Raw genomic sequence first — 16,429 nt, 5'->3', positions numbered from 1 at the left:
ACCATTGGATCTCCTCATACCAGGTGAGCCCCCAGATGACTTATTTCAAAGCCTGAGCTAACGTGGGCTCGGACATGGGGGAGGAAGATCATGGCAAGGCCAGAGCGCAGGACGGTACGCGACCTCCGGAAGGGGAACCGGGCGGTGCTGTTGCGCGCGCTCTACTTCGTGGGGCCCACCAGCCGCCACGAACTGACCGCGCTGACCGGTCTGAGCGCGGCGACGGTCAGCAACGTGACCGGGGACCTGCTCGCCGACAACGTCATCGTCGAGGCCGGCCTGGTCGACTCCGACGGCGGCCGCCCCCGCGTGCTGCTCCGCGTGAACCCGGTGTACGGCTACGCGATCGGCGTGGACGTCGGCGAGACCCACGTCCGGGTCGAGCTGTTCGACCTCGACATGAACGAGAAGGCCAAGGCGGAGTACGCGCTGCGTCCCGGCGGCCACGAGGTCGAACTGGTGGTCCGGCACATCCTGGCCGGCATCGAGGCCGTGCTGGCCGACAGCGGCGTGGCCCCCGGCCAGGTCCTCGGCGTGGGCGTCGGCGTGCCCGGCATCGTGGAGTCCGGCCCCGACGCGCTCATCCACGCACAGACCTTCGGGTGGGACTCGGTGCCTTTGGGAGCGCTCCTCCGCGAGGGCACCTCGCTCCCCCTGTACGTGGACAACGGCGCCAAGACGATGGGCCAGGCCGAACTCTGGTTCGGCGCGGGCCGGGGCTCCCGCAACGCGGTCATCGCGCTGATCGGCTCCGGCGTGGGCGCCAGCATCATCACCGACGGCGTCACCTACCGGGGCGCCAACAGCAGCGCCGGCGAGTGGGGCCACACGAAGATCGCGCTGGGCGGGCGGACCTGCCGGTGCGGCGGGCGCGGCTGCCTGGAGGCGTACATCGGGGCCGAGGCCATTTTGGAGCGTGCCGGACTGCCCCTGGACACCGCGACCGAGCAGGCGCAGCTGGCCGAGCTGGTGCGCTCGGGGTCGCCGGTGATCGACGAGACGGTGGAGTACCTGGGCGCGGGCCTGGCGAACCTGATCAACCTGTTCAACCCGGAGCGCATCGTGGTGGGCGGCTGGGCCGGCCTCACCCTCGGGCACCACCTGCTGACCAAGATCAAGAAGGCGGCGGCGGAGAACTGCCTCACGCAGCCGTTCTCGACGGCCTCCATCGTGCTGGGGCGGCTCGGTCCCGACGCGGTGGCGCTGGGCGCGGCCACCCTGGTGATCGAGGAGTTCCTGCTCAGCAACACGGCCGCCCCGGCCCGCGAGGCCGCCGCCCTCTGATCCAAGATTCGGCAAAACCTTCCCGCCAGGCGCTTTGCCACCTATATCAGGACATGCGGGCGATGCGGCATGCCCAGGACGAGGGGGTCACCCACCGAATCCGGCTCACCTGGTACGGTCAGTGCCCCACCATGACCTCAGGCCGCGAGATCGCAATGGAGACCGCCGTGACCATCGACAACCTGGACCTCGCCGACAGCGCCCGCGCCCTGGCCGACAGCGAACCCGCCGGGACCCTCGAACACGCCGCCGCGGCCTCGGTTGCCATCACCTGCGCCACCACCCGCGACGCCGACCAGGCCAGAACCGCCCTCGCCGGCATCTCCCCCGAGGACGTACGCCAGGCCGCGCTGGCCCTCTTCGACCGCCTCGCCGCCCAGCCGAACTGACCACTCGCGTCATTTCTCGGCGAGGAGTCCCTGGATCCGTCCGACCAGGCCGGTGAGCCGGGGGTCGAGGTGTTCCCGGCCCCCGACCGGCGGTGGTGCGGCCGACATGAGCGACTCCGCGATCTCGGCGGAGGAGTCCGGCGAGATCAGCAGGACCGTGACGTGCGGCGCGGCCCGCCGGGCCACGGATCCCTCCAGGGCCGTCAGCCGGGCCAGCGCTCCCCCGCCGCCGCGTCGGCCACGCTGAGCCAGGTGGGCGCGTCCTCAGGCATGACCCGCATTGTCCTCCAGATCTCGATGTACGGCACCGAGACGGCTAACATACGATCACCCGCTGGACGTCACCGGATGGGGTGCACGGCGATCGGCACCGTGAGCTCGACCGGCACCCGCTCCCCCGCGCGCAGCCGCATCAGCGCGTCGACGGCCACTTCGGCGATGCGCCGGGAATCCTGCACCACGGTCGCGCGGAACGGCGACCTGCCCAAGTCGATCGCCGCGTACGCCTCCGGACTCCCGTCCACCCCGATGATCACCAGATCGCTCACGGGCGAATGCGCCTGGACCGCGTCCGCCGCGCCCAGCGCCATCTCGTCGTTGGTGCAGAAAACGGCGTCCAGCGGCGGCCCGCGGCGGGAGAGCCGATTAGCCGTGATCTCCCGCGCCCGTTCACGCGTGAACAGCCCCATGGACGTGATTTCGATTTTCGCGGACGGCACGAGTTCACGGAAACGCGCCTCGAAACGCGTCTCACGCTCGGCCTGCGCATCACCGGCGATGACGAGCACGACAGGATTCCCGACTCCGCGTTCCTTCATATCGTCGGCCAGCCACCGCGCGCCCATCTCGCCGATTTCCCCGGCGTCACATCCGACGAACGCCGACCGCGGAGGGAAATCCCCCGGGTCACCGAATGGCCGGATGTCGAGAAACAGCACAGGCTGGTTGAGCGCCCGGCACGCCTCGCCCAGTTCGCCCGCCACCTGGTCGAGATGGTCGGTCACCAGGAAACCGCCCACATAGGAGCGCCGCTTCCGCCGCAGCGCGTCCAGGACCTGTAGCTGGCTGCGCCCGGTGTGGTCGTGCGGCGGAAGCTTCACGACCAGGTCGATGCCGTGCCGGTCGAGGGACCGGGACAGGTGCGAGAGCAGATCCGCGAGCCAGCGCGTCTGCGAGTACGCCGAGATCATGACGAATGCCTGGTCGTCACGCCCGCCGAGCCTCCTCGCGACGAGAAAGGCCGCGGCCGCCGCCAGGGTCGTCACCGACCCGACGAGCAGCCAGGTGGGTATGGAGGCCAGGATTCCCGGCAGTTCCCCGAGCGGCAGCAGGGTGGCCGCCACGGCCAGGATGGTGCCGCTCGCGAGGGATATCCCAAGGTCGGTCAGCAGTTCGGCACGTGGGCTGTTCCTGCGCTTCAATCCGGCTCCCCGGGGCACGACAGGCCGTCCATATACCGATACTGTGACCATCGCGGCCGGTGCTGTAAAGGCATTCGCATAAGAGCCTCTAAAAGGAATGAACCGGCCGGCCGATAACCGAGCCGAGCCCAATCCGCGGATTATGAGAAGGCCAGCCGATATTCCCGGCACCTCGGCTACGACTTTCGCGGGCACGCACGACCGACGGCACGTGGCATTTCCCGGAGGGCGCCCCGGTGGCTGGGCGCGGAGTTCGACCCGGCTCCGCACCCGAAGTGTCCATCGGATCGCGGGCTTCCGGCGGCAGCCGCTATCTCGGGCCAGATTGGGGCAGGGCAGGACACGAGTCAGTTGATTGCCTGTCGTCCTGCGCGTTCCCGGGGCAGGATGTGATCTATGCCACCCGGGGCGTACGAGCCGTAGGGAGAAGCGAGCCATGAGCGAGTCCGCGGTCCCGCCGGAAGGCGAGGAGCGGCCGACATGGTTATCGCGGGCGGTCAGGGTGCTGGAGGCCGCGGCGGCGATCGTGGCCGCGCTGGCCACCCTGGTCGCCGGGGGCAACGCGGTGCTCAAGGAGCTGGTGGGCGAGGATCCGTGGGCGGCCGGGGTCGCCACCGTGGGCGGGCTCGTGTTGCTGGCCGGGCTGACCACCGGCTGGCTGATGAGCAGGGCGGGCGCGCGCAACTGGTTCACCCGGCTCTGGGGTCGTCTCTGGCCTGGTCTGCTGTGGCTGCTGGTCGTGGTGACCGCGATGGGGGTGGTGTCGCTGGCGCTGACCTTCGACCGCTGGCTGGCGCTGCGGAACGACCCGTGCGCGCAGCCGCTGGAGTTGACGGTGATGGCGCCGCCCGAGGACGTGGCCGTGTACGAGACGATCGCGCGCGAGCACGAGGCCGACGTGGCCGTGGAGGGCTGCCCGCCGGTACGGGTCGGGGTTCGGGCCGCTCCCCCGGTGTCGCGGATCGGTGCCGCGCTGGCGGCGGGGTGGCGGTCGGCGGACGGCGTACGCCTGATCGGGCCTCGGCCCGACCTGTGGATCGCGGAGAGCGCGGCCGTCGCGGACGTGGTGCTCGCGGCTCCGGGCCGGGCTTCGGCGGTGGCGGCGGAACGCCTGGGCTCGGTGGCGACCGACGACCTGGTGCTGGCGGTTCCCGAAGCCCAGCGGCGTACCGTCGAGGGTGCGCTGGCGGCGGCCACGGCCGACGGGCCGGCGGCGACGCGGGATCTGCTGCTGCGGCATTTCACGCAGGACGGCAGGCACATCCAGCGCCCGGATCCGCTCATTTCCGGCGCCGGTCTGGCGGCGATGCCGGTGCTCGGGCGTTCCGGCGTCTTCGGCTCCGTCGACCGGGCGGAGAGCGTGCTCCGCGAGGCCGATCCGCTGCGTCACGCCGATCCTCTGGAGTTGCTGTGCCGGTTCCGGGACGACACGACGCTGGATCCCGCGGCTGATCCGGCGGCGATCTCTTCCGAGAGTGAGCGGCCCCGTCGTTCCGCCCTGGTGATCCCCGCCCATCTGCGCCGCGGCTACCAGGACGGGCTGCGGGGCCGCTGTCCCGCCGAGCCGCGCCCCGGCAAATGGGAGCAACTGCCGCTGACGCCTTCGATCGGCACGCTCGACTACCCCGCGGTCCTGCTGACCTGGCCCGGACGCGCCGGGTCGGCCCGCGCGGAGGCGGCCCGGGCGCTGGCCCAGCGGCTGGCGTCCGAGCGGGGGCTGCGGGCGCACGGCTTCGGTCCGCCCGTCGGCGGATCGGTCTCGGCCACGGCCTCCGCCGCCGCTGACGGTGCCGAGGAGATGCGGGCGGCGCTGGCCGCCGCCACCCGTGCCGAACGGAGCGTCGCCATCGCCCTTCTGCTGGATGGATCCGGCTCGATGCGTACCCATCTGTCCCGTGGGGTGGGCGCGGTCGAGCGCATCCTCGACGCGCTGCACTCCACCGACGAGGTGTCCCTCACCGTCCCGCGCCGCCTCGCGGGCGGCGGCGACGGGCCGCCCGAGATCCGGCAGGAGTACGGCCTGGAGACCGCCGCCCTGCAAGCCGACAACATCCGCCGCTACGTGCAGCAGTGGACGCCGCGCGCGTGGGACCTCGACCTGGACACCGCCGTCGGCCTGCTGGCCGCCGCCCGCGCCGACGCCGACGTCTTCGTGGCGGTCACCGACACCGCGCCCGGCACCTCCGCCGACCTGAGCGATGTCGTCGAGAACCTCAGGGACCGGGTTTCCGCGCTGGCGACCGAATCCCGCCTGGCCGTCGTCAACGTGGGCTCTGTCCCGTGCCCGCCGGCCCTCCCCGAGCCGGGTGGCGAGCCCGCGCCGGTCACCTGTGTGGAGTTGGCGGACCTGGACGCCGGCCGCCTCCTGCTGTGGGCGAGGTCCCGATGACCGATCAGGCGCGGCGGCTCTCCGAGCTTCTGGAACACACATCCCCGGCGAGGTTCCGATGACCGGCCGGGTGCGGCGGCTTCTCTCCCGCAGGATCTCCGCCTCCGGGATCCGGCTCGTGGCCGCCGCGACGCTGGGCGCCGTCCTGGGCTGGCTGGCGTTCGGCCCGCCCTGGCGTACGGACGAGACTGCCGCCTGCACCCCGCAGCCCGGCGTCCTCACCGTGGCCGCCGGGTACGACGAGAGCGTCGACCAGCAGCGCCGCCAAGCCGTCGAGACGTGGACCCGCAACGGGTACCGCGCCGCGCTCGTGCAGATCTCGCCCGTCACCGACGAGAAGCGGGTCGAGATGGCCGCCTCCGCGGACGGCTGCCCGTTCGACGTGCTCGTCCTGGACGTGGCCCACCTGCCGGAGTTCGCCGCGAGCGGCGCGATCACCGAGATCGCCCTGCCCGCCCGGCCGTTCCTGGACCGCACCGTCGAAGTCGGCAAATACCAGGGCCGCCAGTACGGGGTGCCGTTCGCCGCCGACGTCCCCCTGCTCTACTCGCGCGGCGACACAACCGACCTGATCCGGCGCGCCTGGCACCGCGACCCCGTCCCGGACGACCCGGCCACCGGGAAGATCATCGTCCAGCTGGACGACTACGAGGGCGGATCGATCAACCTCATGGAGGCCATCGGCACCTCGAACCTCGCCGGGTTCGTCGACGAGATCCCGTCCGGGCCCGCCCTGCGGCGGGCGTTCCAGCCCGGGCTGAACCGGTGGGCACGTCTCTACCGGGAGAATCCGGGCATGCTCGCCTCCTCCCGGTTCAAGGAACGCGACAGCGTCGAAGAGTTCCGCCTTTCCCCGGGTCCAGTCGTGATGCGCAACTGGCCGTCCGCGTTCGGCGCCCTCGCGGCGGCCGACCGATTCCGGGCGGACGACGGGCGGCTGTCCTTCACGATCGAGCCCGTCCCCGGCGGCGTGCTCGGCGGCTCCGTCCTGGCGGTCTCCAGCAGCCTCGACGGCGCACGCGCCGAAGCCGCCCGGGCGCTGATCGACCACCTGACCACGCCGCAGGTGCAGTCCGAACTGTTCGCCTGCGGCAGCTACGCGCCCGTCGTGCCCGACGCGTACGACATCGACTCGTACGTCGCACGCGGCTTCGCCACGGCGAACGACTGCCTCAACCTCGGCGACGCCCCCGACGCCGCGACCTACCGCGACGACTTCCGCACCCTGGCCGTCACGGTCCGCGCCGCCATCGCCGACGCCGGCATCCGCCCGCCGATCCCCCACTACAGCCGTTTCAGCGACGTCTTCCGCCGCTGCGCCCGCGCGATCGTCACCGGCGAGGCCACCGACGCCGACGAGGCCTACTACCGCACCTTCTCCGCGGCCCTCACCCGCGCCACCACCGGCCGCCTCCCCGAAGGCTCCCCCTCCTCAGTCTGCCGCTGACCTTCCCCGCGTGCTCCCGGCCACCTGACCTTAGGCCGTTCCCTTTCGGCACGACCTAGTGCCGTGACCACAAACCTTCGCCGGGTCGAAGCGCCTCGCTGGCCTCGGCGATCGCACGGCTCCAAGCCGGTGAACGTTATCGGACACCGCACTAGGCGACCTTGAATCGTGCGGTCACCGGCTGGCCCCGCGAGAGCATCGGCCTAGCGTCGTTGATCTTTCCTGGGATCGAAGTATGGAAGTTCGGGTCCGATCACCTAGAGTTTGCGGCGTGAGCGGAGATTTTGCGCCGCGGGGTCCGGAGTCGCGGATGTCCAACGCCGACCGGGACCTTGTCATCGAGCGGCTGCACGTGGCGGTCGGCGACGGGCGGCTGAGCCTGGAGGAGTTCGAGGAACGACTCAACGGCGTGCTCGAATCGCGTACGTTCGGGGAGGTCGAGCGGTTCGTCCACGACCTGCCCGGCGGCCCGATGTCCGTGACGGCCCCGGAGCGCTCCGAACTGCGTACGACGGCCTCGTCCCTGAAGCGGCGGGGTCGGTGGGTGGTGCCCAGGCTGCTGCTCGTGACGGCCAAGGCCGGATCGGTGAAACTGGACTTCACCGACGCGGTGATCACCCAGCCGGTCGTCGACATCGAGCTCGACGTGTTCGCGGGTAGCACCGTGCTCGTGCTGCCGCAGGGCGCGACGGTGGACATCGACAACGTGGAACTCATCGCGGGCTCCTCCCGGGTGAGCGCCACCATGTCCGCCTTCCCCGGTGCCGGACACCATTTCGTCATCCGCGGCAAACAGCGCGCCGGGAACCTCGTGGTCCGCCACCGCCGCAGGTTCTGGCGCTGGCAGTGGTGAGCGGAACCCTCGCCCAATCGACCTGAGGACCGGTCGGGGGTGCCGGCTTCGGTTCAGGTCCTGGCCGCCGCGCGCAGGGCTCGCGCGGTCGTGGGCCGCAGCGAGCCGGCCACCGCGCTGAGGTCGGCGAGGCTCACTCCGGACAGGTGACCGGCGACGACCACCAGGAAGGCGCCGCGGCGTTCGACGAGCTGGACGGCATCGCGATCGGCGCGCTGCCAGCGGTTGGGGCCGATGCTTCGGCAGGCGGCGTCGCCCTCGAACCCGTTGACGGCGGGTCCCGGCTGCACGACCAGGCATGTCCCCGGCGGGGCGAACCCAGCAGGCACAGGCGTGACGAGAACCTCCATCCTCGCCTGAGGACGCGCGGATCGATCACTGCGGCTGGTCAGGCTCAGCGTCAGCGAATCCTTGGCCCGGTAGGCCAGGTCGAGCCGGTACCTCGACGGGTCGGGCGCGAGCAGCGGCACCGCGAGCCCTTCCAGTGACTGACGGAGAGGACGATGCCGAGGACCCAGGGTGGCGGCCGGATCGAGCAGACTGATCGACGCGACTCTCGCGGGGGCGCGTATCGCCTGATTGCAGGCCAGCCAGCCACCGATCGACACGCCAACGAGGTGCGCGCTAGCCGGCGGAACCGCTGGCTCTCCTCAAAGCTCTGCTCACCGCGCTGCTGCCGACCGGCCCCGACAGCCGGGCGCAGACCCTCGTGAGCGTCGCCGTCTTTATCAGGGCGCTGAACGATCCGTCTTTGGCCGAGCGCTACCGCCAGGGCCGTACCCAACTCACCGCGGCGGTAGCCGGCCTCGTCCGGATGGCGGCGCCCGCCGAGGACGAGGACATCGAACTGGCCGCGGACACTCTGCTCGCCCTCGTGGACGGCCTGGCCTCCGATCTACTGCTGGGCCACCTCACCACCGAGCGAGCCCTGGCCATCCTCGACCGCCGGCTATCCAACGGGCGGGACCCCTGATGGAACGCAATGTCACGCCCCAGGAGGCAAACACCTCCTGAAACCGATAGGGCGTACGAAATGAAGAAACTCATCCGGCTCGCCGCCGCGACCGCGGCGGTGGTCATGGGCCTGACAATGTTCACCGCGGGATCGGCGAGCGCGGCCCAGGCCGGCTCCTGCAATCTGCTAAACGGCCCGTCGAGAAACCACTTCGTGGACCTGTTCCTGACCTGCCCGCCGAAGAGCCCCGGCGACGTCATCTGGAAGATCAACCTCTGGGGCGACGACACGATCAGCGACAACCGCATCCACACCTACTACGTCGACTGCGACCTCCCCTCGACGGTCACGATGAACATTCACGAGAACCGCCTCAACGAGGACATCGCGGATCGGGACGAGATCTACGCGGGTGTCTGGTTCAGGAGGCCCGACGGCTCGACCTACGGAATCCAATCGATCACGATCGCGGGCTGGTGGGGCGTCTCCAACGTCATCATCCCGTCCCCGGCCCCGCTCTGCTGATCAGACCCGGACCGGGATCGACAGCGGCCCGTAGGACAGGAACGACGGCGAGTACGCGATGTCGTCCAGGGGCACGGCCGCCTCGATCCCGGGGAACCGCGCGAACAGCCTGGACAGCGCGATGTACGCCTCCAGGCGCGCGAGCGGCGCGCCCAGGCACGTGTGCGCCCCGTATCCGAACGCGAGATGGCCGATCTGCTCCCGGCTGATGTCGAATGCGCCGGCGGTGGGCCCGTACTGCTCCGGATCGGTGGCCGCGCCGCCGAGACAGACCATGATCGGGTCCCCTTGGGGGATCTGGACGCCGGCGACCTCCACCGGCGCCAGGGGGTATCGGAAGAGGGCCGCGGCGATCGGGGCGTTGAAGCGCAGGGTCTCCTCCGCCACGGCGTCCCAGAGGTCTCCGGCCTTGGCGCGCGCGAGCTGGTCCGGATGGGCGAGCAGGTTGACGATCGCGTGGCCGAGCAGATTGACCGTGGTCTCGTGGCCTGCGATGAGCAGCAGGAACAGGGAGTCCACCAGTTCCTGCGGGGAGAGGCGGTCCTCGTCCTGCTGCGCGCGCACCAGCGCGCTGGTCAGGTCGTCTCCCGGCTCGCGGCGCTTCTCCTCGACGAGCTCGCCCAGGTAGGCGAACAGCTGTCCCCCGGCCACCTGGGCTTCCTCGGGCGTGGTCACCTGCGAGAACAGCTTCTGCGTCCATTCGCGCAGCTCGCTGCGGCGAGGCCCGTCGACACCGAACATCTCGCAGATGACGGCCGTCGGCACCTGGTCGCTGAACAGCGGCACGAGATCCACCACCGCCTCGCCGCCCGCGCCCTCCGCGGCGACACGGTCCAGGAGCCCGTCGACGATCTCCTCGATCCGCGGCCGCAGCGCCTCGACCCGGGCGCGCGTGAACGCCTTGGAGAGCAGGCCGCGCAGCCGCCGGTGCTCCGCGCCGTCCCGCATCAGCATGTGCTCACCGAGGATCAGCTGCAGGATCGGCCAGTCCGGCGGCACCTTGCCGTCTTGCAGATCGGCCCAGTGCGAGGAGTTCTTCCCGAACACCTTGCTGTCCCCGCTGAGAACCTCCCGTATCGCGGCGTACGTCGTCGCCGCCCACGCGTTGACGCCCCCGGGCAACTCCACCGGAACCATCGGCCCCGCCTCACGGAACCGCGTGTAGGTACGCAACACGTGCTCGCCGGGTACGGGCAAACGCAGATCTGGCGCGGTCACGGGTGCCTCCGGATCGGCTCGCATCAAGGAGATCATTCACGTACGACGACCTGGCCGCTCTGTCCCCGTTGACGGCATGACCGTGGCCCCACACCGACATCACACCTCGCGACGGCACCAGTCAAGAGACGTCTTGTAGACACCCATCACACCGTATATGTAGGCTTATACGTATACACGCTAGGATGGAGCCATGCCCAATAAGACGATCTACGTTTCGGATGAGGATCTGCCGGTGTTCCAGCGGGCGCAGGAGCTCGCCGGAGGCAAGCTGTCCACGGCGATCAGCGTTGCGCTGCGACGTTACGTCGAGATGGAGGAGGGCCGCCAGGAAGGCTACGACGAGATCATCGTCAAGGTCGGCCAGGGCACCGGCCAGAAGAAGCGCTTCTCCGGAGTGCTGCTCGGCGAATGGGGCCGCACCCAGGGCAGCCGGGTTGAAATGTTCAAGGTGTACCGCTCCCGCCAGGGCAGGTACGTCCTGCACCTGGACCGCTCACCCGACTGGACGGACAACTCCGGCGCCGAGAACTGGCTGGAGGGACTCTTCTCCCGCGGCACCTGGCGAACCTATCTCGGCCTGACCGACTCGACCTGGGGCTTCATCCAGGGCGAGGCCACCCTTGACGTCGTGGACACCTTCGAGGAGCTCCGCGGCAAGATCCCCGACGAGTTCTACGACCTGATCGCCGACCTGGCGAACCGGCCCGCCGTCGAGGACCTCGACATCTAACTCAAGCCCACCACCCCGCCGGATGGCCGACACCCGACCATCCGCCATTTCGCCATGCCCTCATCGATCCGAGGAGAAAGCCTCATGTCCCCCGCCATAACCGCTGAAGGCCTCGTCAAGAAGTACGGCGCCGTCACCGCCCTGGACGGCATCGACCTGTCCGTCCCCGAAGGCACGGTCTTCGGCCTGCTCGGCCCCAACGGCGCGGGCAAGACGACGACCGTGCGAATCCTGACCACGCTGCTGAGGCCGGACGCCGGGCACGCCACCGTAGCCGGACTCGACGTCGTCGCCGACGCCGCACGCCTGCGCTCCCGCATCGGCGCCTCAGGCCAGTACGCGGCCGTCGACGACCACCTCACCGGCGCCGAGAACCTGGAGATGGTCGGCCGCCTGTACCACCTGGGCACCAAACGCAGCAAGCAGCGCGCCCGCGAACTGCTGGAGCGCTTCGACCTCACGGACGCGGCCGATCGCCCGGTGCGGGGCTACTCCGGCGGCATGCGGCGCAGGCTCGACCTGGCCGGAGCCCTGGTGGCCGACCCGCCGGTCCTGTTCCTGGACGAGCCCACGACCGGACTCGACCCCCGCGCCCGGGTGAGCCTCTGGGAGGTCGTCGCCGACCTGGTCGCGGGCGGCACGACGGTCCTGCTCACCACGCAGTATTTGGAGGAGGCCGACCGCCTGGCCGACCGGATCGCGGTGGTCGACCACGGACGGGTGATCGCGCTCGGGACCGCCGACGAGCTCAAGGACCAGGTCGGCGGCGACCGCATCGAACTCTCGGTGACCAGCACCGACGAGCTGGAGACGGCACGCCGGGTCCTGGCGCCGTCGGCCTTGGCCGACGTCCACACCGATCTCACCGCGCTGCGCCTCACCATCCCCGTGGCGGGCGGCGCCGCCTCCCTCACCGCCGCGCTCGGCCGGCTGGCCGACGAACGGGTCACCGTACGCGACGCCGGGTTGCGGCGACCGACCCTCGACGAGGTCTTCCTGACCCTCACCGGCCACCAGGCCGCCACCGACGACAACAAGGAGACGGCCCAGTGAACACGCTCCAGATGGCGATCGCCGACGGCGTGACGATCAGCAAGCGCAACGCTCTCAAGATCAGGCGAGCCCCCGACCTGCTCGGCGGCGTGATCATCCTCCCGATCGTCTTCGTCCTCCTCTTCTCGTACGTCTTCGGCAGCATGATCGACCTGCCCGGCATCTCGTACACGGAGTACCTGCTTCCCGGGATCTTCGTCCAGACGATCGTCACCGGCGCGCAGATCACCGGTTACACGCTCACCCAGGACCTGCAGAAGGGCATCTTCGACCGGTTCCGCACGCTGCCGATGGCGCCGTCGGCCGTACTGGTCGGGCAGACGCTCTGCGACATGCTCATGAACGTCACGAGCATCGTCGTGATGGGCCTGGTGGGGCTGCTGGTCGGCTGGCGGGTGCACTCGTCGCCGCTGGAGGCCGTCGGCGGGGTCCTGCTGCTGCTCTTCTTCGCGTACGCGTTCTCGTGGGTGACCGCCACGGTCGCACTGGCCCTGCGTACACCGGAGATGTTCAACAACATCGCCACGCTGGTGTCGTTCCCGCTGGTCTTCCTGTCCAACGCGTTCGTCGACAGCGCCCGGCTGCCGGGCCCGCTCAAGCTCGTCGCCGAATGGAACCCGGTGTCGACGTTCGTCCAGGCGACGCGCGAGCTGTTCGGCAACACCAGCCCGCTCAGGCCGGTGCCCGACGCGTGGCCGCTCCAGCACGCGGTGGCGGTGTCGGTGGGCTGGTCCGTGCTGATCCTGGTCGTGTTCGTGCCACTGGCCACCCGGCTGTACAAGCGCGCCGTCAGCCAGTGACGCCATCCGCCGGCGGCCTCCGCGCGGAGTACGCCTGCCGCCACTGTTCGGCGGCCTGGATCATGGTGTGACCGACGTGCTCGAAGAACTCGCCGATGTCCCGCATCCGGGAGCCGGCGGGTGTGGCGACGCCCAGGACCTCGGCTCCCCGGTGGGTGAGATCCGCCAGCATGACGTTCTGGCGGGCGCTGGCCATCCAGCTGCGGAACCAGGCGTCGGCGTCGATGACGTACCGGTCGCGACGGCGGCGGGGGTCGCGTTCCCGCCGGATCAGCTCCTGCTGTTCCAGTTCGCCGATGGCCTTGGAGACGGAAGCCGGGCTGACCTGGAGGCGCTCGACCAGTTCGGCGGCGGTCAGGCTGCCGCTGTCGGTGGTGTAGAGGCAGGTGAGCACGCGGGCGGTCATCCGGGACAGCCCGGTGGCGATCACCAACGCGGTGAACTGTTCCTCGAGGTCGCGTACGGCCTCGGGGTCCCGCCCGTGCGCGTCGGCGGCGGCCCGCGGTGACCGGGACGGGGCGGGCCCGCTTCGGCGGGCCCGCCCGTCGGTCGCCTGCTGCGCCTGGACGGCCTGGTATCCGGTGAGGCCGCCGTTGCGGATCACCTCCCGGCTGATGGTCGAGATCGGCCGGTTCAGGCGGCCGGCGATCTCGGTGTACGTGAGACCTTCGGCCAGCCCTTCGGCGATCAGCCTGCGGTCCTCCTGGGTGAGCCTGCCTCCGGGCATCGGTGCGCTCTTCCTGTCGTGGTGAAGGCCAGTATTGCGTTCGCGCCCATCTCATTGCAAGCCACTCTTGCATTCACTCTCACATCCATTGCAAAATTCGGAGATATGCCTGATTAATTGGACTTTCGTCGTTGACGATTCAGTGAAGGCAAGTTAGCGTTTGAGAAAATCCGAACACGTACTATCGCGACTGAGCCTCGCTTGCTCGTCGCTGCGATCGGAGCTCTCATGACGTCCTTTCTCGCGCCCCTGCGCGCCTGGCATCGCCCTCTGCTGATCTGCGCGGTCCTCATGCTGGGCCTCGTGCTCGTCTCCGCGGCCGGGCTCGTGCTGGACGGCCGGACCCTGCTCGGGGAGCCGGTCTGGGTCAAGCCGCTGAAGTTCGGCTTCGCCTTCGCCCTCTACACCGGCACGCTGGCCTGGCTCCTCACCCGGCTGCGCAAAGGGAAGCGGCTGGGCTGGTGGATCGGCACCGCCTTCGCGCTGGCCGCGGGCATTGAGGTCGCCGCCATCACGATCCAGGCGGCACGCGGCACCTTCAGCCACTTCAACGCCGATCAGACCGATCCGGTCACCTTGGCCCTGGTCCCCGTCCTCACGTACGGCGTGATGATCGTCCTCATCTCGCAACTGATCATCGCGGCCGTGGTGCTGATCCAGCGCACCGGCGGCCCTGACCTGAACCGGGCGATCCGCGCGGGACTCGTGCTGGCCACCGTCGGCATGCTCTTACCGATCTACTGGATGGTCACCGAGATCCATCCCCGTACGCTGACCGACGCCAACGGCGGACGCGTGCCGATGTATCAGGCGCACGGCATCGGGGACCCCGACGGGCACGGCATGCCCCTCACCAACTGGAGCGCGACCGGCGGCGACTTCCGGGTGCCCCACTTCGTCGCCCTGCACGGCGTCCAGGTGCTGCTCCTGGTCACCGCGGTGCTGGGCGCGCTCGCGGCCAGGCACGTGTGGTTGCGCGACGAACGGGTGCGCGCCCGCCTGGTCGGGAGCGCCGTGCTGGGCTACTCCGGGCTGGTGGCGGTGGTGACCTGGCAGGCCGGGCGCGGCCAGTCCCTGATCCATCCGGACGCGGCGACGCTCCTCGCCTTCGCGGTCGTGGTACTGCTCACCGGGGTCACCTCCGCGAGAACGATCGTCGTGGCCAGAGCGGCTTCGTCACGAGTTGTTTGAGTTTGATGGCCCGCACCTGAGCGGCTGTCAGAAAGGCGTAGAGATTCTGGGTTCCGCCGTAAATGTGTCGTATGGGAACACGGGATCGCGGCTGAACAGCGGAGACGATGGGGGCATCTACTCCTTTGGAGGACTTGATGTCCACCGTGCTCTCCGTCCCAGCGCTTGAGGAGCCCTCGGAACCACCGCATGGGTTGAGAAGGGCGCTCCCCCGTAGACCAGGTTCGCGGCTCCCGTTCGAATTCCTGATCAACATTGGGTTCGTGGCGGTGATTCTGGCGTGCTCGATCGTCGCGCTGAGCGTTCCGGGCACCGAGACCGGAACTCGTGTCGCGGTGATAGCGGCGGTGGTCGGGTTGTTCGGTGGGTGGGCGCGGCACATGGGTGCCGCCCTGCTGACGGGCGTGATCGCCTGGTTGTTCGCCACGGGCTTCCTGGTCAACACGGTTGGACTGCTGACCTTCACGGGTCCGGACCTTGTCAGGCTCGCCGTACTTCTCGGGGCCGCGGTCACGGGCGGCGTGTACGGAGCGCGCGCCCGCCGCCGCGCGGCCCTCGCCGTCGATCACGCCGACTGAGGGAGGCTGAGCGTTCGTGACCACTCGTTCAAGGGGTCCGGCACCGGCCGCACCGGAGCCGGCAGCTCCGAGAAGATCCTCTCCGATGCTTCCCGAGTCTCCGATAGTGCCCGAGTTCTTCCGCCCCCGCCCGTCACGCGGTTACGTGTCCCTGGCCGTCGTGGCGGCGCCGGTCGGATTCTCGGCCGCGAACAGTCTCGCCGCCGGCACCCACCCGGAAACCGTCATCGCCCTCCTCCTCACCCCGATGGCGGCCTACCTGACGGCCCTGACCTTCTGCTTCCCCCTCATGCGGTACGCGGTCTCCGCCACCACCCTGACCGCCCAGTACGGCCCCCTCCTGCGCTACCGCATCCCCCTATCGGAGATCGTCTCGGTCACCCGCGTCCAACTGTCACCCAGACCCTTCGCGGTGATAGCACTGCCAGGCATCGCCCTGTACGCCATGCACTGCCTCGGCATCGGCCGCGTACGCATGTGCGCGACCCGGCCCACCCACCGCATCCTCCTGATCAAAACCAACCGGGGAACCTGCTACGGCCTCACCCCCGCCGACGACAAAGCCTTCCTCGACGCCCTGCGCAGACGTGGCGTACGCGTGACCCCCTTCTGATGAATACCCCTGACGCACATTTACGCGATTCCTACGAAGACCCCGTCAATAACCCGTAAATGTCGCTTGCAATACCATTTCCCCAGGTCACATAGTGGAGAAGCCGACAGACCGGTACGGAGGGAAAGCATGCCGCCTCTCCACGGAATATGTCGGATTCCATAACCGGGACGGGCATTCCCGGGACGTGTGAACAGCGGGCCGCCCGGCGAAACGCGGACGATTCCGGGCGGCCCGCAGCGCACGGGCGGCA

General features: G+C 69.7%; 18 protein-coding genes. 13 read left to right on the top strand and 5 right to left on the bottom strand.

The window, feature by feature from the left end; all coding sequences use genetic code 11:
- The first annotated feature begins 90 nt into the window (after window positions 1–90).
- Window positions 91–1,284: an ROK family protein gene (locus Aph01nite_RS05930; RefSeq protein WP_204039724.1), complete on the top strand. Its 1,194-nt coding sequence runs from the start codon at window positions 91–93 to the stop codon at window positions 1,282–1,284.
- A gap of 62 nt (window positions 1,285–1,346) precedes the next feature.
- Entirely contained in the window at window positions 1,347–1,673 is a 327-nt protein-coding gene (locus Aph01nite_RS05925; RefSeq protein ID WP_204039723.1) for a hypothetical protein, read from the top strand.
- Window positions 1,674–1,682: 9 nt separating this feature from the next.
- On the opposite strand, the gene Aph01nite_RS05920 is transcribed toward Aph01nite_RS05925, so the two are convergent.
- On the bottom strand, window positions 1,683–1,859 hold the full coding sequence (locus tag Aph01nite_RS05920; protein WP_204039722.1) for a hypothetical protein: 177 nt from the start codon (window positions 1,857–1,859) through the stop codon (window positions 1,683–1,685).
- Window positions 1,860–2,014: 155 nt separating this feature from the next.
- A complete protein-coding gene (locus tag Aph01nite_RS05915) occupies window positions 2,015–3,094 on the bottom strand; it encodes a sugar ABC transporter substrate-binding protein (RefSeq protein ID WP_204039721.1) in 1,080 nt (359 codons plus the stop codon).
- A 436-nt stretch (window positions 3,095–3,530) separates the two neighbouring features.
- On the opposite strand from Aph01nite_RS05915, the gene Aph01nite_RS05910 reads away from it, so the two are divergent.
- From Aph01nite_RS05910 to Aph01nite_RS05900, 3 genes are all read left to right on the top strand, one after another.
- On the top strand, window positions 3,531–5,483 hold the full coding sequence (locus Aph01nite_RS05910; RefSeq protein ID WP_204039720.1) for a hypothetical protein: 1,953 nt from the start codon (window positions 3,531–3,533) through the stop codon (window positions 5,481–5,483).
- A 58-nt stretch (window positions 5,484–5,541) separates the two neighbouring features.
- Window positions 5,542–6,930: an extracellular solute-binding protein gene (locus Aph01nite_RS05905; protein ID WP_204039719.1), complete on the top strand. Its 1,389-nt coding sequence runs from the start codon at window positions 5,542–5,544 to the stop codon at window positions 6,928–6,930.
- A gap of 271 nt (window positions 6,931–7,201) precedes the next feature.
- Window positions 7,202–7,783 (top strand): DUF1707 SHOCT-like domain-containing protein, encoded by a 582-nt coding sequence (locus Aph01nite_RS05900; RefSeq protein ID WP_204039718.1) that lies wholly within the window; start codon window positions 7,202–7,204, stop codon window positions 7,781–7,783.
- A 53-nt stretch (window positions 7,784–7,836) separates the two neighbouring features.
- On the opposite strand, the gene Aph01nite_RS05895 is transcribed toward Aph01nite_RS05900, so the two are convergent.
- Window positions 7,837–8,391, bottom strand: coding sequence for a hypothetical protein (locus tag Aph01nite_RS05895; RefSeq protein WP_204039717.1), 555 nt, complete (start codon window positions 8,389–8,391; stop codon window positions 7,837–7,839).
- A gap of 32 nt (window positions 8,392–8,423) precedes the next feature.
- On the opposite strand from Aph01nite_RS05895, the gene Aph01nite_RS05890 reads away from it, so the two are divergent.
- Together Aph01nite_RS05890 and Aph01nite_RS05885 are read left to right on the top strand one after the other, a co-directional pair.
- Window positions 8,424–8,756, top strand: coding sequence for a TetR family transcriptional regulator C-terminal domain-containing protein (locus Aph01nite_RS05890; protein WP_204039849.1), 333 nt, complete (start codon window positions 8,424–8,426; stop codon window positions 8,754–8,756).
- A 60-nt stretch (window positions 8,757–8,816) separates the two neighbouring features.
- Window positions 8,817–9,263, top strand: coding sequence for a hypothetical protein (locus Aph01nite_RS05885; protein ID WP_204039716.1), 447 nt, complete (start codon window positions 8,817–8,819; stop codon window positions 9,261–9,263).
- On the opposite strand, the gene Aph01nite_RS05880 is transcribed toward Aph01nite_RS05885, so the two are convergent.
- On the bottom strand, window positions 9,264–10,481 hold the full coding sequence (locus Aph01nite_RS05880) for a cytochrome P450 family protein (RefSeq protein WP_204039715.1): 1,218 nt from the start codon (window positions 10,479–10,481) through the stop codon (window positions 9,264–9,266). It lies immediately after the preceding gene.
- 193 nt (window positions 10,482–10,674) lie between these two features.
- Between Aph01nite_RS05880 and Aph01nite_RS05875 the strand changes: the two genes are divergently transcribed.
- From Aph01nite_RS05875 to Aph01nite_RS05865, 3 genes are all read left to right on the top strand, one after another.
- Window positions 10,675–11,214, top strand: a complete 540-nt coding sequence (locus tag Aph01nite_RS05875; protein WP_204039714.1) for an EXLDI protein — start codon at window positions 10,675–10,677, stop codon at window positions 11,212–11,214.
- Window positions 11,215–11,298: 84 nt separating this feature from the next.
- On the top strand, window positions 11,299–12,267 hold the full coding sequence (locus tag Aph01nite_RS05870) for an ATP-binding cassette domain-containing protein (protein WP_204039713.1): 969 nt from the start codon (window positions 11,299–11,301) through the stop codon (window positions 12,265–12,267).
- The gene (locus Aph01nite_RS05865; RefSeq protein WP_204039712.1) at window positions 12,264–13,067 is read left to right on the top strand and encodes an ABC transporter permease; all 804 of its coding nucleotides are present in this window, start codon (window positions 12,264–12,266) and stop codon (window positions 13,065–13,067) included. The genes Aph01nite_RS05870 and Aph01nite_RS05865 overlap by 4 nt, the downstream gene beginning before the upstream one ends.
- On the opposite strand, the gene Aph01nite_RS05860 is transcribed toward Aph01nite_RS05865, so the two are convergent.
- Window positions 13,057–13,794 carry a GbsR/MarR family transcriptional regulator gene (locus Aph01nite_RS05860; protein ID WP_204039711.1) on the bottom strand — a complete coding sequence of 246 codons (738 nt, stop codon included), beginning with the start codon at window positions 13,792–13,794 and terminating at the stop codon, window positions 13,057–13,059. The two genes, Aph01nite_RS05865 and Aph01nite_RS05860, sit on opposite strands and share 11 nt — an antisense overlap.
- A gap of 228 nt (window positions 13,795–14,022) precedes the next feature.
- Between Aph01nite_RS05860 and Aph01nite_RS05855 the strand changes: the two genes are divergently transcribed.
- The 3 genes from Aph01nite_RS05855 (at window position 14,023) to Aph01nite_RS05845 (ending at window position 16,176) form a co-directional block, all read left to right on the top strand.
- Complete coding sequence (locus Aph01nite_RS05855; protein WP_204039710.1) at window positions 14,023–14,985, top strand: hypothetical protein; 963 nt, start codon at window positions 14,023–14,025, stop codon at window positions 14,983–14,985.
- 263 nt (window positions 14,986–15,248) lie between these two features.
- Window positions 15,249–15,563 carry a hypothetical protein gene (locus Aph01nite_RS05850; RefSeq protein ID WP_204039709.1) on the top strand — a complete coding sequence of 105 codons (315 nt, stop codon included), beginning with the start codon at window positions 15,249–15,251 and terminating at the stop codon, window positions 15,561–15,563.
- A gap of 106 nt (window positions 15,564–15,669) precedes the next feature.
- Window positions 15,670–16,176 carry a PH domain-containing protein gene (locus tag Aph01nite_RS05845; protein WP_204039708.1) on the top strand — a complete coding sequence of 169 codons (507 nt, stop codon included), beginning with the start codon at window positions 15,670–15,672 and terminating at the stop codon, window positions 16,174–16,176.
- The last annotated feature ends 253 nt before the right edge of the window (window positions 16,177–16,429 follow it).

Origin of the sequence: Acrocarpospora phusangensis (genome assembly GCF_016862995.1) — a bacterium.
Taxonomy (GTDB): Bacteria; Actinomycetota; Actinomycetes; order Streptosporangiales; family Streptosporangiaceae; genus Acrocarpospora; species Acrocarpospora phusangensis.
The sequence above is the reverse complement of the archived record's forward strand: the minus strand, read 5'-3'. Positions and strand labels throughout refer to the sequence as shown.